This is a genomic window from Actinosynnema pretiosum (assembly GCF_024171695.1).
In the GTDB taxonomy this organism is placed as follows: Bacteria; Actinomycetota; Actinomycetes; order Mycobacteriales; family Pseudonocardiaceae; genus Actinosynnema; species Actinosynnema pretiosum.
The window spans coordinates 454,590-477,908 of record NZ_JAMTCF010000001.1 but is presented as its reverse complement, the minus strand read 5'-3'; the positions used below and the strand labels follow the sequence as shown (position 1 = coordinate 477,908).

Annotated in this window: 30 protein-coding genes; 26 read left to right on the top strand and 4 right to left on the bottom strand. The window is 70.7% G+C overall.

The window, feature by feature from the left end; translation table 11 throughout:
• The first annotated feature begins 4 nt into the window (after positions 1-4).
• From LV78_RS01825 to LV78_RS01760, 14 genes are all read left to right on the top strand, one after another.
• Positions 5-409 (top strand): hypothetical protein, encoded by a 405-nt coding sequence (locus tag LV78_RS01825; protein WP_253842800.1) that lies wholly within the window; start codon positions 5-7, stop codon positions 407-409.
• Between the two features lie 4 nt (positions 410-413).
• Positions 414-851 carry a hypothetical protein gene (locus LV78_RS01820; RefSeq protein WP_253842798.1) on the top strand — a complete coding sequence of 146 codons (438 nt, stop codon included), beginning with the start codon at positions 414-416 and terminating at the stop codon, positions 849-851.
• 89 nt (positions 852-940) lie between these two features.
• Complete coding sequence (locus tag LV78_RS01815; RefSeq protein ID WP_253842795.1) at positions 941-1,816, top strand: immunity 49 family protein; 876 nt, start codon at positions 941-943, stop codon at positions 1,814-1,816.
• Positions 1,817-2,175: 359 nt separating this feature from the next.
• Positions 2,176-3,123, top strand: a complete 948-nt coding sequence (locus LV78_RS01810; protein WP_253842793.1) for a hypothetical protein — start codon at positions 2,176-2,178, stop codon at positions 3,121-3,123.
• A 326-nt stretch (positions 3,124-3,449) separates the two neighbouring features.
• On the top strand, positions 3,450-4,232 hold the full coding sequence (locus LV78_RS01805) for a hypothetical protein (RefSeq protein ID WP_253842791.1): 783 nt from the start codon (positions 3,450-3,452) through the stop codon (positions 4,230-4,232).
• Positions 4,233-4,332: 100 nt separating this feature from the next.
• Complete coding sequence (locus LV78_RS01800; RefSeq protein WP_253842789.1) at positions 4,333-4,782, top strand: hypothetical protein; 450 nt, start codon at positions 4,333-4,335, stop codon at positions 4,780-4,782.
• A 39-nt stretch (positions 4,783-4,821) separates the two neighbouring features.
• Positions 4,822-5,256 (top strand): hypothetical protein, encoded by a 435-nt coding sequence (locus LV78_RS01795; RefSeq protein ID WP_253842788.1) that lies wholly within the window; start codon positions 4,822-4,824, stop codon positions 5,254-5,256.
• A gap of 44 nt (positions 5,257-5,300) precedes the next feature.
• Positions 5,301-5,702 (top strand): hypothetical protein, encoded by a 402-nt coding sequence (locus tag LV78_RS01790; protein WP_253842786.1) that lies wholly within the window; start codon positions 5,301-5,303, stop codon positions 5,700-5,702.
• Positions 5,695-6,108, top strand: a complete 414-nt coding sequence (locus LV78_RS01785) for a hypothetical protein (RefSeq protein ID WP_253842785.1) — start codon at positions 5,695-5,697, stop codon at positions 6,106-6,108. The genes LV78_RS01790 and LV78_RS01785 overlap by 8 nt, the downstream gene beginning before the upstream one ends.
• A 21-nt stretch (positions 6,109-6,129) precedes the next feature.
• The gene (locus LV78_RS01780; protein ID WP_253842783.1) at positions 6,130-6,564 is read left to right on the top strand and encodes a hypothetical protein; all 435 of its coding nucleotides are present in this window, start codon (positions 6,130-6,132) and stop codon (positions 6,562-6,564) included.
• Positions 6,565-6,568: 4 nt separating this feature from the next.
• Positions 6,569-7,435 (top strand): immunity 49 family protein, encoded by an 867-nt coding sequence (locus tag LV78_RS01775; RefSeq protein ID WP_253842782.1) that lies wholly within the window; start codon positions 6,569-6,571, stop codon positions 7,433-7,435.
• 70 nt (positions 7,436-7,505) lie between these two features.
• Complete coding sequence (locus LV78_RS01770) at positions 7,506-8,315, top strand: immunity 49 family protein (protein ID WP_253842780.1); 810 nt, start codon at positions 7,506-7,508, stop codon at positions 8,313-8,315.
• Positions 8,316-8,371: 56 nt separating this feature from the next.
• Complete coding sequence (locus tag LV78_RS01765; protein WP_253842779.1) at positions 8,372-8,815, top strand: hypothetical protein; 444 nt, start codon at positions 8,372-8,374, stop codon at positions 8,813-8,815.
• Positions 8,816-9,032: 217 nt separating this feature from the next.
• Complete coding sequence (locus tag LV78_RS01760; RefSeq protein ID WP_253842777.1) at positions 9,033-9,476, top strand: hypothetical protein; 444 nt, start codon at positions 9,033-9,035, stop codon at positions 9,474-9,476.
• An 83-nt stretch (positions 9,477-9,559) separates the two neighbouring features.
• Here LV78_RS01760 and LV78_RS01755 read toward each other — a convergent pair whose 3' ends face one another.
• On the bottom strand, positions 9,560-10,924 hold the full coding sequence (locus tag LV78_RS01755) for a glycoside hydrolase family 10 protein (protein ID WP_253842775.1): 1,365 nt from the start codon (positions 10,922-10,924) through the stop codon (positions 9,560-9,562).
• Between the two features lie 274 nt (positions 10,925-11,198).
• On the opposite strand from LV78_RS01755, the gene LV78_RS01750 reads away from it, so the two are divergent.
• The 7 genes from LV78_RS01750 to LV78_RS01715 all read left to right on the top strand — a co-directional run bounded on the left by LV78_RS01750 (position 11,199) and on the right by LV78_RS01715 (position 16,098).
• Positions 11,199-12,710 carry a PepSY-associated TM helix domain-containing protein gene (locus LV78_RS01750; RefSeq protein ID WP_253842774.1) on the top strand — a complete coding sequence of 504 codons (1,512 nt, stop codon included), beginning with the start codon at positions 11,199-11,201 and terminating at the stop codon, positions 12,708-12,710.
• Positions 12,707-13,327 carry a DUF5134 domain-containing protein gene (locus tag LV78_RS01745; protein WP_253842772.1) on the top strand — a complete coding sequence of 207 codons (621 nt, stop codon included), beginning with the start codon at positions 12,707-12,709 and terminating at the stop codon, positions 13,325-13,327. Before LV78_RS01750 ends, LV78_RS01745 begins: the two co-directional genes overlap by 4 nt.
• A gap of 211 nt (positions 13,328-13,538) precedes the next feature.
• On the top strand, positions 13,539-14,174 hold the full coding sequence (locus LV78_RS01735; protein WP_308208656.1) for a TetR/AcrR family transcriptional regulator: 636 nt from the start codon (positions 13,539-13,541) through the stop codon (positions 14,172-14,174).
• Between the two features lie 255 nt (positions 14,175-14,429).
• Positions 14,430-14,756, top strand: coding sequence for a hypothetical protein (locus tag LV78_RS01730; RefSeq protein WP_096493044.1), 327 nt, complete (start codon positions 14,430-14,432; stop codon positions 14,754-14,756).
• 4 nt (positions 14,757-14,760) lie between these two features.
• Complete coding sequence (locus LV78_RS01725) at positions 14,761-14,997, top strand: ATP-dependent Clp protease adaptor ClpS (RefSeq protein WP_253842771.1); 237 nt, start codon at positions 14,761-14,763, stop codon at positions 14,995-14,997.
• Positions 14,994-15,479: a DUF2017 family protein gene (locus LV78_RS01720; RefSeq protein ID WP_253842769.1), complete on the top strand. Its 486-nt coding sequence runs from the start codon at positions 14,994-14,996 to the stop codon at positions 15,477-15,479. Before LV78_RS01725 ends, LV78_RS01720 begins: the two co-directional genes overlap by 4 nt.
• Before the next feature lie 97 nt (positions 15,480-15,576).
• Positions 15,577-16,098: an O-acetyl-ADP-ribose deacetylase gene (locus tag LV78_RS01715; RefSeq protein ID WP_253842768.1), complete on the top strand. Its 522-nt coding sequence runs from the start codon at positions 15,577-15,579 to the stop codon at positions 16,096-16,098.
• A 66-nt stretch (positions 16,099-16,164) separates the two neighbouring features.
• Here the strand turns inward: LV78_RS01715 and LV78_RS01710 are convergent, their stop codons facing one another.
• Positions 16,165-16,797 carry a DsbA family oxidoreductase gene (locus LV78_RS01710; RefSeq protein WP_372494763.1) on the bottom strand — a complete coding sequence of 211 codons (633 nt, stop codon included), beginning with the start codon at positions 16,795-16,797 and terminating at the stop codon, positions 16,165-16,167.
• On the bottom strand, positions 16,794-16,916 hold the full coding sequence (locus LV78_RS41460; RefSeq protein ID WP_256373513.1) for a hypothetical protein: 123 nt from the start codon (positions 16,914-16,916) through the stop codon (positions 16,794-16,796). Before LV78_RS41460 ends, LV78_RS01710 begins: the two co-directional genes overlap by 4 nt.
• Before the next feature lie 238 nt (positions 16,917-17,154).
• Here LV78_RS41460 and LV78_RS01705 point away from each other — a divergent pair, with 238 nt between their 5' ends.
• Complete coding sequence (locus LV78_RS01705; protein ID WP_253842766.1) at positions 17,155-18,681, top strand: MFS transporter; 1,527 nt, start codon at positions 17,155-17,157, stop codon at positions 18,679-18,681.
• Positions 18,682-18,937: 256 nt separating this feature from the next.
• On the top strand, positions 18,938-19,594 hold the full coding sequence (locus LV78_RS01700) for a TetR family transcriptional regulator (protein WP_253842764.1): 657 nt from the start codon (positions 18,938-18,940) through the stop codon (positions 19,592-19,594).
• A gap of 19 nt (positions 19,595-19,613) precedes the next feature.
• Here the strand turns inward: LV78_RS01700 and LV78_RS01695 are convergent, their stop codons facing one another.
• Positions 19,614-20,990: a hypothetical protein gene (locus LV78_RS01695; RefSeq protein ID WP_253842762.1), complete on the bottom strand. Its 1,377-nt coding sequence runs from the start codon at positions 20,988-20,990 to the stop codon at positions 19,614-19,616.
• Between the two features lie 192 nt (positions 20,991-21,182).
• Here LV78_RS01695 and LV78_RS01690 point away from each other — a divergent pair, with 192 nt between their 5' ends.
• From LV78_RS01690 to LV78_RS01680, 3 genes are all read left to right on the top strand, one after another.
• Positions 21,183-21,932, top strand: coding sequence for a hypothetical protein (locus LV78_RS01690; protein ID WP_253842760.1), 750 nt, complete (start codon positions 21,183-21,185; stop codon positions 21,930-21,932).
• Entirely contained in the window at positions 21,929-22,330 is a 402-nt protein-coding gene (locus LV78_RS01685; protein WP_372494762.1) for a GntR family transcriptional regulator, read from the top strand. The genes LV78_RS01690 and LV78_RS01685 overlap by 4 nt, the downstream gene beginning before the upstream one ends.
• A gap of 112 nt (positions 22,331-22,442) precedes the next feature.
• The gene (locus LV78_RS01680; protein ID WP_253842759.1) at positions 22,443-23,309 is read left to right on the top strand and encodes an oxidoreductase; all 867 of its coding nucleotides are present in this window, start codon (positions 22,443-22,445) and stop codon (positions 23,307-23,309) included.
• The last annotated feature ends 10 nt before the right edge of the window (positions 23,310-23,319 follow it).

Below are 23,319 nucleotides of genomic sequence, written 5' to 3'. Positions count from 1 at the left end.
GTTGTTGCACCAGGTCGGTGCGGATCTCGTTGCCGTGGTTCCGCCGGACTGGTTCCGGATCGACCTGAAGTACTGGGGCGACGCGCAGTACGGTCATCACTCTTTGACCGTGCTCCGCCGAGGTGGGGTATCCGTCGCGGTGCCGCTGCCCTCTACTGTGGAGCCTGCGTTGCGCGAGTTGCGCGATCTGATGTACGAGCCTGGGCGGGGGACGTGGTTCTCGATGCGGTACACGGTCGATCCTCCTCTCGAGTACCGGGTGATGTTCAACTACGACCATGATCCACGCTGGTCGCCGGAGATTCCCGCGTCGGCGTGGGTGGTCGACCAGCAGGTTTACCCGCGTTCGCCGGAGCACCGGCCCAAGTGGTTGCGCGCGCGGCTGGCCGAGGCGGAAGAGGGGAACTGACATCATGAGTGAGCCGTTGAGCTCCGAGCAGCAGGACGAGGTGCTCGCCGCGATCACCGAGCGGCTGGTGTTCGAGTTGCCCGCTGGGTGGAACTACATCCAGGTCGTGTACGCGGCTGTTGGTGAGGACGTGTCGTTCTCCGGGCTGCTGCGCATGGTGAACGGGGCCATGTACGGTTGGCAGCCGCCGGATGACGTTCGGGAGAGCTTCGCGGCGTTGCGGCAGGGGATGGCGCACCCCGAGCGTGGGACGTGGTTTGACGCCATCTACCGGCTGGAGTACCCAGACCGCTACTCGATCTTCTACAACCGGACGACGGCGCCGCCGAACTTCGTGGAGTTCCCGTCCCCTGAGGCGCACCGGCGGGAGTTGGAGCTGTTCCCCCGCTCCGAGGAGCACATCCCCGACTGGTTGCGTGAAGGCGCGGCGCGCGAGAGTTGACGGCGATAGGAAATCAGAACTGAGACTGGGGCGTGGCTCTGTGAGCATGGCGCTCTCTGGTGTTGAGGCCTGCACCCCGGCGAGCCAGAGTGATCGGTTCCCTGATCGTGGTTGAAGTCGAGCGGCACCAGACCTACCCCCACGCCTCTGCTCGGGTGCTGCCGCGGTTCACGAAGGACGTGGTCGAGGGGGTCGCTGAAGTCGAGCGCTACGCGGCCATGCTCGGTATGCAGTTCAGCACCGCGCTGGCGCTGTTCGGGCACCGCGCGGTCGTCGATCCCGCGGGTGCGGAGCGGGAGACGTGGCTCGCGCTCCGCGCTGCCCTGGACGCAGGCGCCGCCGTCTTCACCGTCGCCGCGCTGGAGGGACGCGAGTCCGCTGCGGTGTGGATGGTGGACCGGGAGATCGAGGTCTCCGGGCCGGTCCCCGCGCACCTCTCGTCGGCGGAGAACTGGTTGACCTCGTTGTGGCTGGCGATCGTGGCGCGGGACCGGGGAATCCTGGACTCGCTGGCGGGGTTCCCGGTCGACGTGCTGCGTGCTGATCCCGCGCCGGAGTACGTGTTCGACACCGTGCGGCTGTTCCAGGCATTTCTCCGGCGCTCGGACGGGCTTGGGGAGGCGCTGAGCGACGCGCTGCGCAACAGCGCCCCGGAGGTGGTGACCGATCCCGACGAGCGTGAGGTCGCGAACCTGCTGAGGTTCCCGGTGCTGGCCCTGTTCCACCACCTGACCAAGCCGGACTCCGAGCCCGCGTTCAACGCTGCACTCGTCGACGCGTTGAACGCGCACAAGGCCTACTGGAGCAGGACCGAGGAGCGCCGCGCCTCCGCCGAGGGCTATGTGGCGCTGGGGCCGTTGGCGCTGGCGACCATCGCGCAGGACATGGGGATCACGATCACCGTCACGTCCGACTACCTGCCTGCTTCCATCCTGGACGGCACCACTGAGGCCGAGAACGGCTGACAACGGCCTTGACCCTCGCAGGCCACGACGCATCACCCGCAGCACGCTCTGCGGGGTGGGCGAGGCCGCCCTTTTTCCTTGGTCGACTTCTGCCCCGGGCGTCGAACCGGGAGCAGGCGGTGGACCAGGACTCGTGCCGCTCGGCGTATTCCGCTGGCCCGATCCGATGCGGAACTGCCGCAGGACTGAGTTGGAGATGGACCGCGCAGCCGCGCACCGGGCGGGCGAAGGCATTGAACGCGTCCGCGTCCGGCCGAGCGATGCCAGTCACGGAAGGACCCCGGATCGGCTGTACGTTGTCGAGCAGCGCCTGGACCAGGCGACCAATGAGATCGTTGTCCACTGCAGGAGCTTCCTCAATGTCCCACCCGGACCCCCCGGAGCAGCAGCGGCCCCAGCAGCAGGAGGCGGTGCCGGAATCCCGTGACGGCGTGGGTGAGCCGAGGCAGACCAAGTACGAGCGCCAAGAGCAGACCAACCTGATCCTGGGCTGGGTCGGCGGTCGACTGCTCTCGGTCGCGCCTGCAGGTTGGGCTGTCCTCGACCTGAAGGTGTCGCTGGCGGCTGATGTGGAGGACTTCACCTTCGCCACCGTGCTCGGCGACGGCTCGTTCGCGCCTGTGGAGATGCCTCCCGAGGTGCGCAGGGCGTTCGTGGACGTCCGCGACCTCCTCGCCGAGCCCGGTCAGGGCACCTGGTTCTCGGTCCGCTTCACGATGTCCCCGCCGGACAACTACCGCGTGTACTTCAACTTCGAGGTCGACCCGGTCTGGGATCCGCCGATCGGGCCGGACGTGCTGGTGGAGGACCTGCGCCGCTACCCGCGCACTCCGGACGACACTCCGCGCTGGGTGCTCGAAGCGCTGGGTGCCGAGCTGCCCGCCCTGCCGGTCTCGGTGGACTACGAGCAGCAGAGCCGCCAGGTCAAGCGGGTCACCGACCAGTTGCGCCAAGTGCTGCCTGCGGGCTGGGGGTATGCGCAGGTGCAGTTCCGCGAGATCGGGCATCACGCTGAGGTCGCCGCGCTCGTGCAGAACGCGGTGGGCGCGATGGTCCAGTGGAACCCGCCTCGCGCGGTGACCGAGCGGTTCCGCGAGCTGCGCACCATGACCCGGCGCACCGAGCACGGGCCGTGGTTCTCCGCGAAGGTGGAGCTCTCCGGCGACGGTCGGGAGAAGGTGTCCACGAACCGCACGGAGGAGCCGACCTGGATCGATCCGCCTTCGGACGAGGCGTACCTCGTGGAGTTGGAGCTGCCCGGCTCGGAGCGGGTTCCTGACTGGCTCCGGACCCGCTCGGGGTCCTGACGCTCACCGCGGAGCAGTTCGGGGTTTTCTGCTGTCGTGTCAAGGGAGACCCTGAGCTGCTTGTGCGGGAGCCGATTCGAGGAGACATCGTCAGACGGTTGTGGGAGCAGGCCGCCACAAAGATATCTGCGGCGAGGTTGACGACTGGAAGGCGCGGGAGAACCGGGACCTGGTCGACGAACGTTGTCAGGTGATCGACCAGTTCTTGTGCGGCCAGTGCGGTGCTGAGATGTCCTGCGGAGTTTCAGTGTTTCGATCGGGATCGCCGCCACCGAGGCCGAGAACGGCTGATAATCGGTCGTCCCCTCACCTCAGGAGTTCCCCTCGTGTCCCAGCAAGAGCGCCAAGAACAGGCCGGGCGTGCCCTCGACTGGGTCGGTGGCAAGCTGCTCACGGTCGCGCCGCCGGGGTGGGCGGTCATGGATCTGAAGGTGTCGTTCGCGGCTGACGTGGAGGACTTCACCTTCGCCACCGTGCTCGCTGACGGGTCCTTCGTGCCGGTGGAGATGCCGGTGGAGGTGCGCGATCCGTTCGTCGACCTCCGGCACCTGCTGCACGAGCCCGGAGCCGGGACCTGGTTCTCCATCCGCTTCACCATGACCCCGCCGGACTACTACCGCGTGGACCTCAACTTCGACGTCGATCCCGTCTGGGATCCGCCGATCGATCCCGCCGTGCTGGCTGACGACCTGCTCCGGTGGCCACGCAGCCCGGAGAACACCCCGCGCTGGGCCTTGGAGGCGTTGGGGATCGAGCCTTCCGCGCTGTCGGACCGGGCGGGGCGCGAGGAGCAGGTGGAGCAGGTCAAGCGGATTGCCAAGCAGTTGCGCCAGGTGCTCCCTCCGGGGTGGGCGTACGCGCAGGTGCGGTTCCGCGAGATCGGGGAGCACGCCGAGGTGGGCGCGCTCGTGCAGGACGTGGCGGGCGTGATGACGCGGTGGGATCCGCCTCGGGCGGTGGCCCAGCGGTTTCGGGAGTTGAGCGCCATGAGCCTGCGCGGTGAGCACGGGCCGTGGGACTCGGCTGTGGCGGAGCTGTTCAGCGATGGGCGGGAGAAGGTGTCCATGAACCGCGCCGATCAGCCGGACCGTGAGCGTGCTGAGGGCTGACTCACGAGGAACGGCGAAAGCGGTGTCGGGCGCTGGTGCGGCAACTACGCTGGGCCGGTCCTTCGCGGGGGAGGGCGTTCCTGAGCGAGGAGTTGGGTCGATGCACCTGGAGCGGGCTGTCACGGCGCTCGCGGCCGAGGCTCCCCATGGGTGGACCAGGGTCGATGTGGATGTCCACCTCTGCACGATGATGCACCTGTTCGGGGTGCGGGTCAGCTCCGACAGTGGGGGCGCGCCTCTGTCGATGCGGTTGCCGAAGGTGGTCGGCAACGATCTCGTGCGGGCGCGGCGGCTGATGTACGAGCCGGGGCGGGGGACGTGGTTGTCGGCGAGGTTGACGGTGTTCCCGGACGGTGAGCACCGGGTCGAGTTCAACTTCGACGAGGAGCCCGGCTGGAAGCCCCCGCTGCACCCGGTCGCGTACGCCAGGGACCTGGAGGCCTTTCCGCGCGACGACGAGCACGTCCCGGACTGGCTCCGGGAGCAGTTGCGGCTCGCGGAGATCGCTGAGGCCGAGCACCAGGCGCAGATCGCTCCGCCGAGCGCGTAGCGCGCCCTCGGCAGCGCTGAACGGAGAGGATCGCCGGACATGGTGAAGCGGCAGAAGCTCAACCCCTTGCAGCAGGGGGAGATCCTGGACGAGGTGACCGGGATGGTTCTGGACGCCTTGCCGCAGGACTGGGAGTATCTCGAACTTCAGCACCACCAGGTCGGCAACCACATGAGACTGGCGGTCGGGCTCCGCGTCGCGGGTGGCGGTGGCAGGAACTGGGACACGGCGAACGAGGTCTGGTATCTCTTCCAGGATCTGCGCAGTGGGATGTGCTGCGAGGGGCAGGGGACCTGGTTCAGCCTCCTGTACAGGCTCGAACGGCCGGGTAGGTACTCGGTGAGCTACGAGTGGGAGCGGGAGCCTGCTTTCTCCGCGGTGCCGCCTCCTGACGAGATCGCTCTGGAGCTGAGGCGCTTCCCGCGTGATCCGGAGTACGTGCCGGAGTGGTTCCGGGAGCGCTCGGGTGCTTGATGTGCGGTGATGAGCGGGGTGAGCGGTTGCTGCGCCAGGTTGGCGTGGATCTCGTGGCCGTGGTTCCGGCGGACTGGTTTCGGATCGACCTGAAGTACTGGGGTGACGCGCAGTACGGCCACTCGTCGTTGACTGTGCTGCGGCGTGGTGGCACACAGGTCGCAGTGCGATTGCCGTCCACTGTGGAGCCTGCGTTGCGCGAGTTGCGTGACCTGATGTACGAGCCTGGTCGGGGGACGTGGTTCTCGATGCGGTACACGGTCGATCCGCCTTTGGAACACCGGGCTTTGTTCAACTACGACCACGACCCGTGCTGGTCGCCGGGGATTCCCGCGTCGGCGTGGGTGGTCGATCAGCAGGTGTACCCGCGTTCGCCGGAGCACCGGCCCGAGTGGTTGCGCGCGCGGCTCGCCGAGGCGGAAATGGAGGGTTCGGGGCGTGGGTGAGGTGTTGAGCGTCGAGGAGCAGGAGCGGGTGCTGGCCGCGATCACCGAGCGGTTGGCGTTCGAGTTGCCCGCCGGGTGGAACCACCTCCAGGTCGTGTACGGGGCTGTTGGGGAGTACACGGCGTTCTCCGGGTTGTTGCGCATGGAGACCGGTGGCTTGTACGGGTGGTTGCCGCCGGATGACGTGCGGGAGCGTTTCGCGGTGTTGCGGGAGGGGATGGCGCATCCCGAGCGCGGGGCGTGGTTCCAGGCCACCTTCTGGTTGGACTACCCGGATCGCTACTCGGTGGCTTACCGGCGCGACACCGCGCCGGACTTCGTCGTGCCGCCGCCCGGTGAGGCGTACGCCCGTGAGCTGGAGCTGTTCCCGCGCACCGAGGAGCACGTTCCCGACTGGTTCGAGTGAGATGTGGTTCCGGAGGGTTCGATGAGCGAAGTGCTGGGGCCTGTGGAGCAGCAGGAGATCGTTCACGAGGTCGGTGGGGAGCTGGTGTCCGCTGCGCCTGCCGGGTGGCGGTGGCTCCAGTTGTCCTTCCGGTCCACGGTTGGCGTCGACACCGCTACGTTCCTGTGCGCGGATGGGAGTGGTGAGCAGCGCAGGGTGGTGCCGTCCGCGCAGGCCATGCGGCTGCTCAAGCGGTTGCGCGGTGGGATGTGCGCGGAGGGCGTGGGGACGTGGTTCACCGCCACCGTGACGGTTGAACCGCCTGGGCGGTACCGGGTCGAGTACGACTACGACAGCGAGCCGGTTTTCACCCCGCCGCTCAGGGGGAGCGCGTACGCGTTGGACCTCGAGCACTTTCCCCGTGCGGAGGGGAGGATTCCTGAATGGTTGAAGCGCAAGCTCGCGTTGGAGGCGTGACCAGGTGGTTGTCGAGGTGGCACGTCATGAGTTCAAGCATCCTGCCTATGAAAGTGGCCTCGCGTTCGGCTTGGAGATGTTGGACGACTCGTTGGGGCTGATCTCGGGGAACCCTGATCTGCTGAACCAGGCGTTCCAGGAGGCTGCGGGTGTTTTTGAGCTGCGCTGTCTGGTGGATCCGGCCGCTGACAAGGTCGAGACTTGGGAAAGCCTCGTGCTGACCATGCAGCTCGGGGCGGCGATCTTCGCTGCGGCGGGCGCCGAGCCGGGGAGTGCGGTGGAGTGCCGGATCTGTGGGGACCTGATGACGGTTCCCACTGGTAGCACGCGGCGTCATGCGCATCCGGCGAACTGGCTCACGGTGTTCTGGCTGTCGGTGATCTGTCGTGAGCAGGACCGTTTGACGATGTTGGCGAGCACGCCGATCGAAGTGCTCCGCGCTTCGGGCGCCCAGATGGATGGCTACGTGTACGACTGGGTGGACACCCTCCAGACCTACTGGAACGAGGGGGAGGGGATCGGGGCGAAGTTGCAGGCGGCGATCGAGGGGACTGATCCCGAGCGCGCGCGATTTGCCGCCGGTGAGCTGATGCTCAAGTTGCTGTACCCGCCGATCAACCTGTTCCACCGGTTCTTGGCTGATCAGCACGAGGGGGTCAACGAAGCGCTCGTGGGGGCTTTGGAAGCGCACCGCTCCTACTGGAGCGGTGAGGAGGACGAGCGCGATCGGAGTTCGGCAGGGTGCGTCGCGCTCGCTCCTCTGGCGTTGACGTGCATGGCGCACGACGCGGAGTTCCCGATCGACGTCGAGTCCGGCTACCTGCCCGAGCACCTGGTGCGGCGCACGTGGCTCGGGGAGTTCCCGACCTGAGGGAGTAGGTGCGCTTGTGGGGCATGTACCACGTCATGAGGTCTATCCGGAGTTCTCGGCGAAGAAGTTGTTGGATCTGGAAGAGCAAATCACTGGGCTGATCGGCGCGGTTGCGCACTCGCCATGGTGGTTGAACATGCTCATGAACACGGCGTGGGCGCGTCTGGGGCATTCGTTCGCTGTTGATCCGCGTGGTGCGAGTGGTGATACGTGGGACAGTGCGTTGTTCGCGTGTCAGGTGGGTGAGGCGATCTTCAAGGTCGCGTCCGCTGACGAGGGCGTGCCGGTCGAGGTGGAGCTGGGCGATCAGGTGGTGCGGACCACTGGCGCTGGGCCCTCTCACTACTCGAATGCGGGTCAGTGGGTGACGTCGGTGTGGTTGGCGTACGTCACGATGAACGAGCCGTTGATCCAGCGGCTCATTGCGGTGCCGGAGGAGTTGTTGCGTGCGTCGAAGGAGGACGTTCCGGAGTACTTGTACGCGCTGGCTGAGGTGATCCGCCGGTTCAGTCGCAGTGGTTCCTCAGCGGCTGAGGCGATCAATGCTGCTCTCCGGGCGACTGATCCGGCGGTTGTGCCGGAGTTGATGCGCACGTACGCGTTGAAGATCGTGGTGCCGGTCCTGGGAATCTTCCAGGAGATCGGTGATCGGGATTCGGAGCGGTTCAACCTGGCGTTGGAGGAGGCGCTGGTCCAGCACCGGGAGTACTGGACGGCCACCGATGAGGAGGAGTCCGATCCGGTGGGGTTCTTCGCGCTGGGGCCCTTGGCGTTGACGGTGTTTGCCAATGCGGTCCGGATCCCGGTGACGGTGGAGTCGGAGTACCTGCCGCACCACGTCGCTGCTGGCACGTGGCCCCGTGAGCGTGGTGCGCTGTAGTCCCAGCGCGACTATCGGAAGTGGTCGACAACACCGAAACGAGAGGATCGCTGGGCATGGCGGAATGGCCGAAACTCACACCCTTGCAGCAGAAGGAGATCCTGGACGAGTTGACCGCTCTGGTCCTCGAGTCCCTGCCTGCGGACTGGGAGTACCTCGAGTTGGAGCACCACCACGTCGGCGCCCACCTGCATCTGCGGGTCGGGTTGCGCGTCGCGGGGGGTGGCACCAGGGAGTGGAACCCGCCGGAGGAGGTCTGGTACCTCTTTCAGGACCTGCGCGGCGGCATGTACGCCGAGGGGCAGGGGACGTGGTTCAGCGCCTACTACCGGCTCGAGCTTCCCGGCAAGCACTCGATCAGCTACGAGTGGGAGCGGGAACCGGCTTTCCCCTCACCGCCGTCTCTTGAGGCGTTCGCCCTGGACCTGGAGCGCTTCCCGCGTGAGCCGGACTACGTTCCTGATTGGTTTCCCCCTGCTGTGGAGCGACCCAAGAGTTGATCGCAGGGCAGCGAACCGCGTGTCGGTGGGGGCAGGGTCTCGATGTGGTTCATGTGCAACGTCACGCGGTGTACCTGGATTTTTCTGCCGAGAGGCTGAAGGAACTCGAAGAGCAGATCGCCAGGGAAACTGCTGCGGTCGCTAACGTGGCGCGCTCTAGCGTCAGCGTCCAGTATCGGAAGTGGTCGACAGCAACGGAACGAGAGGACCACCGGGCATGACGAAGTGGCGCAAGCTCAACCCGTTGCAGCAGAAGGAAGTCCTGGACCGGATGACCGGGATGCTCCTCGACTCCCTTCCTGTGGAGTGGGAGTACCTGGAGCTGGAGCACCACCACGTCGGCGCCCACCTGGAGCCGCGGGTCGGGTTGCGTGTCGCAGGTGGGGGGACCAGGGAGTGGTTCCCGCCGGAGGACGTCTGGTACCTCTTCCAGGAGCTGCGCAGCGGCATGTACGCCGAGGGGCAGGGGACCTGGTTCAGCGGGTACTACAAGCTGGAGCGACCGGGCAAGTACTCGATCAGCTACGAGTGGGAGCAGGAACCGTCTTTCTCCCCGCCTGCGCCTCTTGAGGCGTTCGCCCTGGACCTGGAGCGCTTCCCGCGCGAGCCCGACTACGTCCCGGACTGGTTCCCCCGTGTCGCCGAGCAGCCCACGAGCTGACCGCGTCCGCGAACGCCGCCCCCAAGAGCAGGGGCCCGGCGCGTAGCGCACCGGGCCCCAAAACCCCTACCGGGCAACCAACCTCAACCCGCCGAACAACTCGGCGTCAGCGTCCCCGCGCTCCCGGTCCCCTGGAACCCGAACTCCGTCGACTGCCCCGCCGCCACCTTCCCGTTGTACGCGGCGTTCCGCCACTGCACCGCGCCGCTGGTCCCGGTCCGCTCCGCGTTCCACGACCCGGTCACCGACACCCCCGACGGCAGGTTCGTCGTCACGTTCCAGGAGTTGATCGCGGCCGACCCGGCGGTCACCTTCACCGTCGCCACGAACCCGCCGCTCCACGAGTTCAGCGACACCGTCGCCGTGCACCCCGCCGGACCACCAGGCGTCGTAGTCGTAGTCGTGGTCGACGTCGGTGGCGTGGTGCCGCCGTTCAAAGCGGCCAGCACCGACGTGTACGCCGCCTTCTTGTTCCCGCTCCCGTCGAACAGCAGCGGGGTGCCCGACGCCCGCCAGGAGTCCGTGTCCCTGATGCCCCACACCGTGATCCCGTTGCACCGGGCCACCGCCAGGCACGCCCGCGTCACGCGGTCGTAGTTGCTCGCCTGCGCCGAACCCGAGCCCTCGATGTCCAGTTCGGTGATCTGCACGTCCACACCCAGCGCGGCGAAGTTCTGCAGGGTCGTCTGGTAGTTCGACGGGACCGGGCTCGCCGGGTTGAAGTGGGACTGGAAGCCCACGCAGTCGATCGGCACGCCCCTGGTCTTGAAGTCCTGCACCAGGCGGTACACCGCCTGCGTCTTCGCGTGCGTCCAGTCGTCGGTGTTGTAGTCGTTGTAGCAGAGCTTGGCGCCGGGATCGGCTGCCCGCGCGGCCCGGAAGGCGGCCTCGATCCAGTCGTTGCCGGTGCGCTGGAGGTTCGAGTCGCGCCTGCCGCCGCCACCGCCGTCGGCGAACGCCTCGTTCACCACGTCCCACGAGTCGATCTTGCCCCGGTAGTGCGTGGCCACCTGGGTGACGTGGTTGAGCATCGCCGACCGCAGCGGCGCGCCCTCCATCGACTGCATCCAGCCCGGCTGCTGCGAGTGCCACGCCAGGGTGTGCCCGCGCACCTTCATGCCGCGCGCCGCCGCGTGGTTCACGATCCGGTCCGCGTTCGTGAACGTGAACTGGCCCTGCGTCGGCTCGGTCGCGTCGAGCTTCATCTCGTTCTCGGGCGTGACCGAGTTGAACTCCGAGTTCAGGATGCCCGTGTAGACCGAGTCGCTCAGCTTGTACGCCGCCACGGCGGCCCCGAAGTACCGGCCGCTCTCGGCCGCCGACGCGCCCAGCGTGGTCGCCGCCTGCGCGACGGGCGCGTTCACCAGCAGCGCGGCGCCCAGGGTCGTGACCGACAGCAGGGCAGCGCCTAAGGCGGCCCTCGGAACTGACCTCGATGTCAGCTTCATGGTTCAGCACCTTCGTGGGGGAGGAGTGGCTGAAAGTTTTAGGAGCCTTGACCGAAACGTATACGGTGACAACCCGGCGTGACAAGGCTCCCAGCGCCCATGAGCTTCGGGAAAAGGCACGTAAGGACCCTGCGAAATGTTGCGAAACCTAGTCGAAAACCACTCGAAAGCCGCTCGAACGAGACCTGGTCGTCGCGCCGAACTCCCCACTCCCCGGAACCGGAAGCCCCACTCGTCCGACTGGTGCGGTTGAGCGGCGACCGAAGGGAGCACGATGTCCATCGCCGAACGGGGAACGCCCCGCGCCTCACCCGACGAATCCGAAGAACCCGGCACACCCGCCACACCCGGAGGTCCCGACGAGCCCGGCACGACCGGCACGACCGGCGAACCCGCCTGGCCCGCGCTCCGCGCCCTCCTGCTGCGCCTGCACTTCTACGCCGGAGTCCTGATCGGACCGTTCCTGGTCGTCGCCGCCGTCACCGGGATCGCCTACGTCTTCACCTCCCAGCTCGAACGCGCCGTCTACGACCACGAGCTGCGCGTCCCGGCCGCCGACACCACCCTCCCGCTGGACGAGCAGGCGGACATCGCCAGGGCCCTCGTCCCCGACGGCAGGCTCACCGGCGTCCGCCCCGGCCCGACCCCCACCGACAGCACCCAGGTCGTCTTCAAGCTCCCCGGCCAGCGGGAGAGCTACAACCACACCGTCTTCGTCGACCCGCACACCGGCGAGGTGCGCGGACAGCACGAGACCTACGGCTCCGGCCAGGCCCTCCCGCTGCGCGGCTGGATCGACAACCTGCACCGCAACCTGCACCTCGGCGAGTTCGGCAGGCTCTACAGCGAACTGGCCGCCAGCTGGCTCTGGGTCGTCGTCCTCGCGGGCCTCGCCCTGTGGATCGGCAGGCGCCGCAAGCACAAGCGCGAGCTCGTCCTCCCGCGCCCCGCCCCCGCAGGCCGCCGCCGAGTCCTGTCCTGGCACGGCGCGGTCGGCCTCTGGGCCGCCGCGGGCCTGCTGTTCCTGTCCGCCACCGGCCTCACCTGGTCCGCCTACGCGGGCGCCACCGTCGGCGAGGTCCGCACCGCGCTGGACTGGACCACCCCGGCGGTCACCAGCGCGGTCGACGCGGCGGCCGACGGCCCCGACATCGGCCTCCAGGCCGCCCGCGACGCCGCGCTCGCCGTCGGCCTCACCGACCCCGTCGAGGTCCGCCCGCCCGCCGAGGGCAAGGCGTACGTCGTGCAGCAGGTGCAGCGCAGCTGGCCGGAGAAGCAGGACTCGGCCGCGATCCACCCGGTCACCGGCGAGGTCCTGGACGTGCTGCGCTTCGCCGACTACCCCCTCGCCGCCAAGCTCACCCGCTGGGGCATCGACGCCCACATGGGCCTGCTGTTCGGCCTGCCCAACCAGCTCGTGCTCACCGCGCTCGCGCTCGCCCTGGTCGCACTGGTGCTCTGGGGCTACCGCATGTGGTGGCAGCGCAGGCCCACCAGGGGCGGCGCCCGGTTCGGGCGGGCGCCCGCGCGCGGCGGGTGGCGCCGGACCCCCGGACGGGTGCTCGCCCCGGTCGCCGTGCTCGCGGCGGTGGTCGGCTACCACCTGCCGCTGCTCGGCATCCCGCTCCTGGCCTTCCTCGCGCTCGACGTCGTGCTCGGCGCCCGTCAGGAACGCGAGGCCCGTCAGGAGGGCACGCAGGCGGAAGCCGGACCCGGCGCGTCGGCGGACGATGGACTCCCGGACGAGGGCACGGCGAACACCGAAGAACGAGGGGTCCCCGCGTGATCGACGAGATCGTGCTGCGCGTCGCGCTCACCGCCGCCTATGCGGTGGCCTGCGGCTTCCACCTGGTGCGCCTGTGGCGCGACGGCGGGCTCGTCGAGCGGGTCGGCTCCGTGCTGCACGCCCTGATGTGCGGGGCCATGATCCTCATGGCCTGGCCCGCCACGATGGCGTTCGCGCCCGTGCCGCAGACCGCCCTGTTCGCCGTCGCCGCGCTGTGGTTCGCCGCGCTGGCCGCGATCGGCGGCCGGGCCTGCGCCGGGCACGGCCGGGTCGAGCTGGTCCACCACGCGGTGATGATGGCGGGCATGGCGTGGATGGTCGTGGTGATGCCGCTGGCCATGCGCGAACCACCGTCCGGAGGCGGGGGCGGCGGCGCGCACGACCACCACGGCGGAGCCGCGACCACCGCCGTCGACGCGGGCGCGGGCGTCCCCGCGCACGTGAGCGCGGTCGGTCTCGCCCTCGCGGTGGTGTTCGCGATCGCCGGAACCGCCTGGCTGGCCCGCGCGCTCGACGCGGGCCGCGCCCCCGGCGCCCGGCGGCGGCGCGCGGTGGCCCCGGCCGTGGAGAGCGCGATGAGCCTGGGCATGGCCGTCATGGCCGTCGCGATGGCCTGACCCCGTCCCCGGCCGCGTTCTCCCCGTCCGGCGGCCGGTACCGCTCGGGGTCGCCCAGGGCCGGGAGGACCGCCTCCCGGCCCTGCTCTCCGCGTCATCGGTGAAGAACCCGCCCCCGGCCGGGCGAACAGCGCTGCGGCGCAAGGCTTTTCACACAGTCTTGCCCCCGAAGTCCGCTTCCCGCAGGCTTTCCGCTGAGTACGGTCGTCAGGTGGCGACCCGAAGCACGGCACCCCGGCTCACCCGCGCCGCCGTCGTGCTCAGGGCCGCGGCGATCAGCGGGGCCGAGGGGCTGGGCGCGGTCACCATCCGCCGCCTCGCCGTCGAGCTCGGGGTCACGCCCATGGCCCTCTACTGGCACTTCACCAACAAGGACGCCCTGCTCGACGCCCTCGCCGAGCACGCCGCAGCCGCCGTTCCGCTGCGCCAGGACGGCCCCGACTGGGCCGAGGACCTGCGCGCCCTGCTGGAGGACCTGGTCGGCGCGCTGCACCTCACCCCCGCGCTCGCGCCGCTGGTCCAGACCAGGGTCCTGTCCGGTGCGGCGGGGGCGGGCCTGGCCGAGCGCGCGCTCGCCCTGCTGGAACGGGCCGGGTTCACCGGGCGGCAGGCCGCCGAGCTGGCGCTGGTGCTGCTCGGGTCGGCGGTGGCCGTGGCCTCGGGCTGCGGCGCCGGTCCCGCCACGGCCGGTCGACGCCTGGCCCGCGCGCTCGCGCTGCCCGCCGACCGCTTCCCGCGCGTGGTCGCCTCCGCCGACGTGCTCAGCGGCGCCCTCGCCCACGACCCCCGGCACCCCGGAGGGGTGAGCCTGCTGCTGGAGGGCGTGCGCGCGCTGCCGCGCGACTGACCGGTCGGACCGCCACCGCGCCGGTGAACAGCCGCCCGAAGCCCCGTTCCGCACCCGGTTCCACACCACCGCCCCACCGGCCCGAACCCCTGACTTGATCGATTCCACCACCCCGGTGACACGCCATGACCCGTCCGGGTGGACACTCTGCCGGGGTAGTGCGGCTGTTCGGACGCGCGAACAGGTGACCCCGCCTGCCATCCTGGGTACCCCCTGGTATTCCAGGAGGGCTGTCGTCGAGATCGGGGAGGGCAGATGAGCGCACAACCCGTCGACATCGCCGTGCCCGCGCCGCGTGGCGGTGCGGCGCCCATTCCGCTCAACCTCACCGTCCCCTCCGAGCCGAACCTGCTGCCGTGCGCCAGGGCCGCGCTCGACCGCTGGCTCGCCGCCGCCGGGATCGACCCTGGGGCGCTCGTGCGCGCCACGGGCGAGCTGGCCGACGACCTCGCGGGCCGGGGCCGGGTCGTGCTGGTCCGCATCGCCGCCGAGCTGGCGGGCGACCGGGTCGTCATCCACGTCGGCGAGCACCGCATCGGCGCGGGCACCACCGACTTCGCCACCGTCGTCCGGCAGCGCTGACCCCGTGGTCGCGGGCGGCGGGTGGCGGGTGGTCGTGCTGGACGACGACGTGAACACCTTCACCACCGCCGGCTACGCGCTCGACGCCCACTGCGGCCTCGACGCCACCGGGGCCGCGTGGCGCGTGCACACCGAGGGCAGCCTCCCGGTCGCCGAGTTCGCCGACCGGGACCCCGCCGAGGAGCTCGTGGTGCGGTTGCAGCGGCACGGGCTGCACGCCGCGCTGAGGCCCGCCGGGTGAACCACGAGATCGACCACTTCGACGCCTCACCGGTGGGCGACGGGGTGCTGGTGCGCATGTCCGACAACGTCGCGCGCACCCTGGCCCACCACCTCGGGCTGCTCGCGCGCTTCCTGGAGGACGACGTCTACCCCGAGCCGCGCCGCTCCCTGCTGCGCCGCAGGCCGCCGCGCGACGTGCTCACCGCGCTCTTCCCCGACGCCTGCCCGTCCCGCGCCGAGTCGGAGGACTTCCGCGCCCGCCACGAGGCCGAGCTGCGCGACGCCGCCCCGGTCCGCAGGGCGCTGGAGCGCTGCGCCACCCCCACCCCGTTCGTGCTCACCCGCGCCGAGGTGGACGACTGGCTGATCGCCCTGCCGCTGGCCCGCAGGCTGCCCCGGCGGCCGGGACCGGAGCGGGCGCTGGTGGAGGCCTGGTTCGCGCACGCCCACGAGTTCCTGGTGCTCGCGCTGCGACCGGACCTGGTCGACCTGCGGCGGTGACCCCTGCGGCGGCGCCCCCCTCGGGGCCCAGTCGGGGGAGGAGCGCCACGCGTTCGGCGGACCGGGGGCTCACCCGCGCGCGTGGCAGGATCGGGGGATGCCCAGGATCGAGTGCGTGGTCGGCGACCTCACCCAGCAGGACACCGACGTCGTGGTGAACGCGGCGAACTCCTCCCTGCTCGGCGGGGGCGGCGTCGACGGGGCCGTCCACCGCGCGGGCGGCCCGGAGATCCTCGCCGCGTGCCGCGAGCTGCGCGCCGGTCACCTCGGCGGCGGGCTGCCCACCGGTCAGGCGGTCGCCACCACGGCCGGGCGGATGCCCGCGCGCTGGGTCGTGCACACCGTCGGACCGGTGTTCTCCGCCGACGAGGACCGCTCCGAGCTGCTCGCCGACTGCCACCGCAACTCGCTGCGCGTCGCCGCCGGGCTGGGCGCCACGACCGTCGCGTTCCCGGCCATCTCCACCGGGATCTTCCGCTGGCCGCTCGACTCGGCGGCCCGGATCGCGGTCGCCGCCGTCGCCGAGGCCGACGCGCCGGGCGTGGAGCTGGTGCGGTTCGTGCTGTTCGACGAGGCCGCCCACGCGGTGTTCAGCGCCGCGCTCGACGACCGGTCGTGACGCGCCACCGCGCGGGTCCCCTCCGACGAGGGACCCGCGCGGCGGTGTGGTGGGAGCGGTTGTGGATCAGCCCTGCGCGGCCTGCTGGAGCGCCTGCGCGAACACCTCGGTCGGCTGCGCGCCGGACACGCCGTAGGCGCTGTTCAGCACGAAGAACGGCACGCCCGACACGCCGTACCGGCGGGCCTGCGAGAAGTCCTCCCGCACCTCGTGCGCGTACTCGTCACCGGCCAGCACCCGCTCGGTCTCCTGCGCGGGCACGCCGATCTCGGCGGCCAGCTCGACCAGCGTCGGGGTGTCCAGGGTCCTGGCCTCGACCAGGTTGGCCCGCATCAGCCGCTCGTGCGCGACGGTGCCCAGGCCGTGCGACTTCGCCAGGTGCAGCACCCGGTGCGCGTCGAACGTGTTCAGCGAGACCGAGTTCATCAGGTCGTACTCCAGGCCGACCTCGGCGGCGACCGCCGTGACCTGGCCCATCATGCCCTCGACCTGCTCGCGCGACGCGCCCATCTTGGCCGCCAGGTGGTCCGGCGTCGGCTGGAACCTGCCCACCGGAGCGTTCGGGTCGAGCTGGAAGCTGCGCCACTCGACCTCGACCTCGCCGTCGAACTCGGCGAGCGCGCTCTCGAAGCGACGCTTGCCGATGTAGCACCACGGGCAGACGATGTCCGACCACACCTCGACCCGCACGGCGCTCACCGGCACACCCCGTCCACGCCGCACGCCTGCGCGTCGGCCCCGCCCAGCACGACCAGACCGGTCGGTTGCTCCTCGGTCACGCTCTCGGCGGGCTCCGCCTGCAGCTGAGTCTGTTCCACGTCGGTGCCAACCCCGCGCGACCGCGCCGGTATTCCGCAGGCGTCCGATCCGATGCGTCCCCTTTGGTCCGGAACGCGGTTTTTCCACTGGCAGGACTGGGAAGTGTGCGGCACCTCACGCGCGCCCGGAGCGGCCTGCGCGGTCCGCGCGGCGGTTAGGGTCGACCGGGTGGTGGGTTGAGCCCGCAGCGGCCACCGCCCCCTCCCCGATCCCCGCCAGTCCCCGGAGCGCCCCCGCATGAGCACGCCCCCACACCGCGCCGACCAGCGGCGACCGGACCAGCCGCCGCCCGGCGGGCCCCGCCCCGAGCAGGCCGGGGGCGACCAGCCCGGCGAGCCCGACCCCCAGCGGTGGCGCGCGCTCGCGGTCTGCCTGCTCGCCGGGTTCATGACCCTGCTCGACGTCACCATCGTCAACGTCGCCCTGCCCTCCATCCAGCGCGGCATCGGGGCGAGCACCGCCGAGCTGTCCTGGGTGGTCACCGGCTACGCGCTCGCCTTCGGCCTCGTCCTGGTCTCCGCCGGTCGCCTCGGCGACGACCTCGGCCGCCGCCGGATGTTCCTGATCGCGCTCGCCCTGTTCACCCTCACCAGCGCGCTCGCGGGCCTGGCCCCGGACGGGACCTGGCTGGTGGCCGCCCGGCTGCTCCAGGGCGTCGCGGCGGGCCTGCTCAACCCGCAGGTCGCCGGGTTCATCCAGCAGCTGTTCCCCGGACGCGAGCGCGGAAAGGCGTTCGGCCTGTTCGGCGCGGTGGTCGGGCTGTCCACGGCGGTCGGCCCGCTGCTCGGCGGCCTGCTGCTCCAGTGGGGCGGCGGCGCGGGCGGGTGGCGCTGGGTGTTCTACGTGAACCTGCCCCTCGGCGCGCTCGCCCTGCTGCTCGGCCTGCGCCTGCTGCCCCGCGACCGGCCCGCCGCCACCGGTGGCGCCCGCAAGCCGCTGGACGCGGTCGGCGCGGTCCTGCTCGGCGGCGCGGTGGTCTCGCTGATGCTGCCGCTCGTGCTGTCCGAGCACGACCCGGCCACCGCCCCGTGGTGGCTGCTCGCGGTCTCGGCGGCGCTGGTCGCGGTGTTCGTGCCGTGGGAGCGCGCGGCCAAGCGCAGGCACGGGCACCCGCTGGTGGACTTCGCGCTGCTGCGCACGCGCGGCTACTCGACGGGCGTGGCGCTCGGGCTGGTCTACTTCGCCGGGTTCACCTCGATCTTCTTCGTGCTCACCCTGTTCCTCCAGCAGGGCCACGGGTACACGCCGCTGCAGGCCGGGCTCGCGCTGACCACGTACTCGGTCGGTGGCGCGACGGCCGCCGCGATCGGCGGCAGGCTCGTCGGGCGGCACGGCCGGATCGTCGTCGTGGTCGGCCTCGCGCTGGAGGCCGCCGGGTTGATCGTGGTCGACCTGGTGCTGCGCGGCGCGCCCGAGCGCATCGGACTCGCGATCGCCCTGCCCATGCTGGTCGCGGGCATCGGCAACGGGCTGGTGATCGCGCCGAACCAGACCCTGGCGCTGCACGACGTCCCGCCGAGGCAGAGCGGCACCGCCGCCGGGGTGCTCCAGACCGGGCAGCGGATCGGGTCGGCGGTCGGGATCTCGGCTGCGGGCGCGGTGTTCTTCGCGGCGCTGGGCAGCGGCGGGTGGGACCACGCGATCACCACGAGCTTGCTGGTGACGATCGGGTTGATCCTGCTGGCGCTGGTCGTCGGGCTGGTCGACCTGGTGCGGGGTCGGCGGCGCGTTGCCGAGGTCGAGCACGTGGGTTCCGCCGCCTGACGCGGGTCCCGTTGCCGCGACTGTCTCTTGTGGACGGTCGCGGGCGTGCCCCGCTGTGTGTGTGGGCGAGGGCGGGGGGCGAGGTGGCGCTCGCGGCGGTGAAGGGCGCTCGGCCGGTGCCCGAGATGTCCGACGAGGTCCTGCTCCGGTTGGAGCCGCTGGTGCTGCGCTGAACGCCGCCCGGCCGTCCCGAGTGGACGGCCGGGCGGCGTGCCCGCGAGGCTTGCGCAGGGGTGGGGATGTACCGTAGGCAGCTGTGAAGACCGTGGTCGGCAGGGGTGTGCGGGCGGTGCGGGTCGACTCGACGCGCCAGCAGATCCTGGCCACGGCGGAGCGCCTGTTCGCCGAGCACGGCCTCTACGCGGTGTCCAACCGCCAGATCAGCGCCGCCGCGGGCCAGGGCAACAACGCGGCGGTCGGCTACCACTTCGGCGCCAAGGCCGACCTGGTGCGGGCGATCATCGTGAAGCACACCGAGCCCATGGAGCGGCTGCGGCTGGCGATGGTGGAGGCGGTCGAGGACGGGGCGGGCCTGCGGGAGTGGGTGGACTGCCTGGTCAGACCGGTTACGACGCACCTGGACTCGATCGGCGGACCGACCTGGTACGCCCGGTTCGGGGCGCAGGTGATGACCGATCCGGCGTTCCGGGCGATCATGTCCGAGGAGGCGATGGCGACGCCGGGGATGCGGCTGGTGCTGGAGGGGTTGCAGCGCAGCCTGCCGGGCGAGGTGCCGGTGGCGGTGCGGCGGGACCGGGCGCAGATGTTGCGGCACTTGATGGTGCACGTGTTCGCGGAGCGGGAGCGGGCCCTGGCGGAGGGCGTGGAGACGCCTCGCGGGAGCTGGGACGACGCGGCGACCGGGTTGGTGGACGCGATCACGGGGTTGTTGCTGGCTCCGGTCACGGGGTGATGGTGGGGGCCGGGGTGGGTCAGGCCGGTTTGCGGATCAGGCCGGTGTAGGCGGCCAGGGCCAGCGTCGCGAAGGCCCAGACGAGCGCTTGGAGCACCCACAGCGCCAGGGTGAACCCCTTGCCCCAGCCGACGGCGGTGTCCAGGTCGCAGCGGGCTCGGAGGCCGGTCGCGCCCAGGGGGAGGCCTCGGTCTATGCCCAGGCCGATCAGCTCCACCGTGGAGCACCGAGAGCCCTGTCCCTCCGGGTGCGTGCTCGTGAGGCTGGTGCGTTCGGCGGCGTAGTGGCCGGACCCGGTGGGTACCTGGCCTGCGGCGTAAGCCGTGCAGCCTGCCAGGATCAGGAGAAAGAGCAGGGCGAAGAGCAGGCGGTGCGCTCGGTATCCGTAGCGGCCCACGCAGCCCCAGAACCTGTGCCGAAGCTGCGCCCACCACCCTCCCAGCGCTTTGGGGGTGCGACGGTGCAGTTCGTCCTGCTGGACGATCAGGATCTCTCGGGCGTTCTTCTCGTGTCCTGAGGTGCGCTCTATCGCGGCCAATTTCTGGTAGGGCTGCGGCTCGTAGTTTTTGGTGTGGTGGACCAGCAGGTGCAACCATTCCTCCCATGAGGCACGTGCCAGGCGCGGAAACTCCAGGCGCTGCAACTGCGCTTGGCGCGCGTTCTCCGCGCAAGGGCCTTGCCAGGTCCAATCCCCGCCGGTGGGGCAGACCACTGTGGTGGGAAGCGTCAGCACTTCGGTCACCTGCGTCTCGACCAGCACAAGCAGAGGTCCGGAGTCGTTGCGCACCTTCGCGTTGTCCAGATCCAGTTGGCCGCTGATGTGGGCGCATTTCAAGCGCAATGTTCCGTCTTCGCCGTTGCCGCGCAGTTCGGCGCTTGCGAGGAAGAGTCCGCCTTTCGCGTGCAGGGTATCGGCGTTCAGGGCGGGTCCGGAACCATTGGTTATCCTCGCTCCAATGAGGACCAGTTGACCGCTTATGTGCGCTCCTCGCAGGACCAGGGCTCCCGTTTCATCGTTTCCGCGAACTGTGGACCGGCGCATGAAAAGGTCGCCGTCTACGTGCAGACCGTCGGCGTGAAGGCCTGCCAGCGCGCTCTCGGACAAGTTCAACTCGCGCAGTCGGGCATTGGTGCAGGTGATCGGTTCGGGAAATGCGCACGACTTCATGACGAGCGGGGTCGTGGTTGTGATGTGGTTCAGGTTCAACTGGTTCATTACGCGCACATGTCGGATTTGGACACCGTTCGGGTCCAACTTCCCGTATTCCCCTAGCAGGAGGTTTCGGATGACCTCTGCACGAACTTGGAACTCGCGTATTTCGGTTTTGGTCAGTTCTTCCGGGGGGAGCCAGCCCGTCGCTGTGGCCCATTCGCCACGTCGAGCCGCCTCGATCACCCTCTTCTCCAGTCGGCTCAACCGGGTCGGTGGGCCGAGCGTCCACTGTGTACTCATGGGGGTGAAGTCGTCCGCCGCACCCCCCGCGTGACATCGATCTTGTCGGCGGCCGATCCGCCGATCGGTGGATCACCCCGCTCCCCGTCCACTTGTACCGTGTGTTTGGTACAAGCGGTCCGGGGAGGGGTTGTTGTGCAGCTCGACAACGTGTTCGCGCTCGTCGCCTTCAACGGGGTGCTGGCCTTCGCGCTCCTGGTGCTGCTCTGGCCCGAGCCCAAGAAGGGGGTCGCGGTGTTGCGGCGGTGGGGGGTCGCCGAGCCCGACGAGCGGCAGGTCGAGTTGGCGTTGCGGTACTTGCGGCGGCGCAGGCTCTGGTACCCGGTGCTGATCTTCGGGCTTCCGCTGCTCTCCGAGGCGCTCGGGTTGCCCGACGCCGCTGACGCGGGGCAGGTCTGGTTGTTGCCGGTGCTGCTCGGTGGGCTGCTCGCCGAGGTGGTCGCGCAGCGGGGTGTCAGCGGGGTTCGGCGGGAGGCCTCCCTGGAGCGCCGGGGGGTGCTCGACCTCGTTCCGGTGTGGGCCATCGGGTTGCACGGGCTGCTGCTCGGGTGGCTGGTGGTGGTGCGCGCGGTGCCGCTCGACCCCGCGCTCGTGCCGCCCGGCGTCGCGGTCGGGTCCGCGTGCGTGGCCGGGCTCGCGGGGTGGGCCGTGGTGCTGCTCGCGGTGCGCAAGCCGCCCGAGGGGGACTGGGCGGTGGACGCCGCGCTCAGGGCGCGCAGCGCTCGGGTCGCACTCGGGCTCGCCATCGCGGTGGCGGGGGTGGTGTGCGCCGGGCCGGGGAACATGCTCGGGGAGTTCGAGTGGACCGATCTGCTGCTCTACCCCGCCCTGATCGGGTGGTACCTGATCGTGCGGCCGGTGCGGGTGGGGGAGCGGGTTCGGTGACGTCGCTGCGGGTGGTGGTGGACACCGGCAGCGGGGTCGCGCCGTGGCGGCAGGTGCACGACCAGGTGATTCGGCTGGTCAGCGCGGGGGCGCTGGTAGCGGGGGCGCGGTTGCCCGCCATCCGGCGGCTGGCGCGGGATCTCGGGCTCGCGCCCGGCACCATCGCCCGTGCCTACCGGGAGCTCGAGCTGGGTGGGTGGGTGCGCACGGGGCGGGCCAACGGGACCGTGGTCGCCGAGCGGGACGGGGGCTCGGTCGAGCGGGGGGCGGCCTTGCTGGACGAGGCGGCCGAGCGGTTCGCGGCGGTTGTGCGGGAGCTCGGGGTTCCGGCCGGGTCCGCGGTGCTGGCCGTCGAGCGGGCGTTGGGGGTGGGTGGGGAGGTGCCCGGCGCGCGCTGACGGGGGTCACGCCCGGTGGCGCCCGGCTGGGCTGAACGCCCTTTCGGGGCACCGCCTTTGGGCCCTGGCCGGTCACCCCCGCGCGGTGGTTCATTCAGCTCAGGAGGGTGTCATGGCTGAGTGGGCGGAACGGGACGTGCCCGACCAGCGCGGGCGGGTCGCGGTGGTCACCGGGGGCAGCAACGGCATCGGGTTCGGGGTGGCGCGGGCGCTCGCGCGCAAGGGGGCGCTGGTCGTGCTCGCCTGCGAGCACCTCGGGCGGGCCCGCGACGCGGTCGCCCGCATCGACGGGCGCGTCGAGGTGCTCAAGCTCGACCTCGCCTCGCTCACCTCCGTGCGCGCCGCCGCCGACGAGCTGATCGGGCGGCACGAACGGGTGGACCTGCTGGTCAACAGCGCCGGTGTGGTCGGTGCGGGCACCACCGAGGACGGGTTCACCGCACGGTTCGGGGTCAACCACCTGGGGCACTACGCGTTCACCGGATTGGTGCTGGAGTGGATGCTGCGCGTGCCCAGGGCGCGGGTGGTGTCGCTGGCCAGCATCGCGCACCGGATCGGGCGGTTCGACGCCGCCGACCCGCGCGCCACCGGCACCTACGGCGGCTCGAAGCTGGCCAGCCTGCTGTTCACCCTGGAACTGGACCGCAGGCTGCGCGGCACCTCGGTGAGCGCGCTGGCCGCGCACCCCGGCGGGGTGGCCACCGCGTTCTTCCGCGACTCCACCACGCCGATGCACCGGCCGGTCGCCGTCGTCGGCAAGATCCTGGCGCACGGGTCCGCGCAGGGCGCCCTGCCGGTGCTGCGCGCGGCCACCGACCCGGTCGCCCGAGGCGGCGAGCACTACGGGCCGGGCGGGCCGTTCCAGCTGGTCGGCAGCCCGCGCCCGGTGCCGGTCGCGGCGCGGGCGCGCGACGAGGACGCCCAGCGCGGGCTGTGGGAGCTGTCCGAACGGCTCACCGGGGTGCGCTTCCCGGTGTGACCCCCGAAAG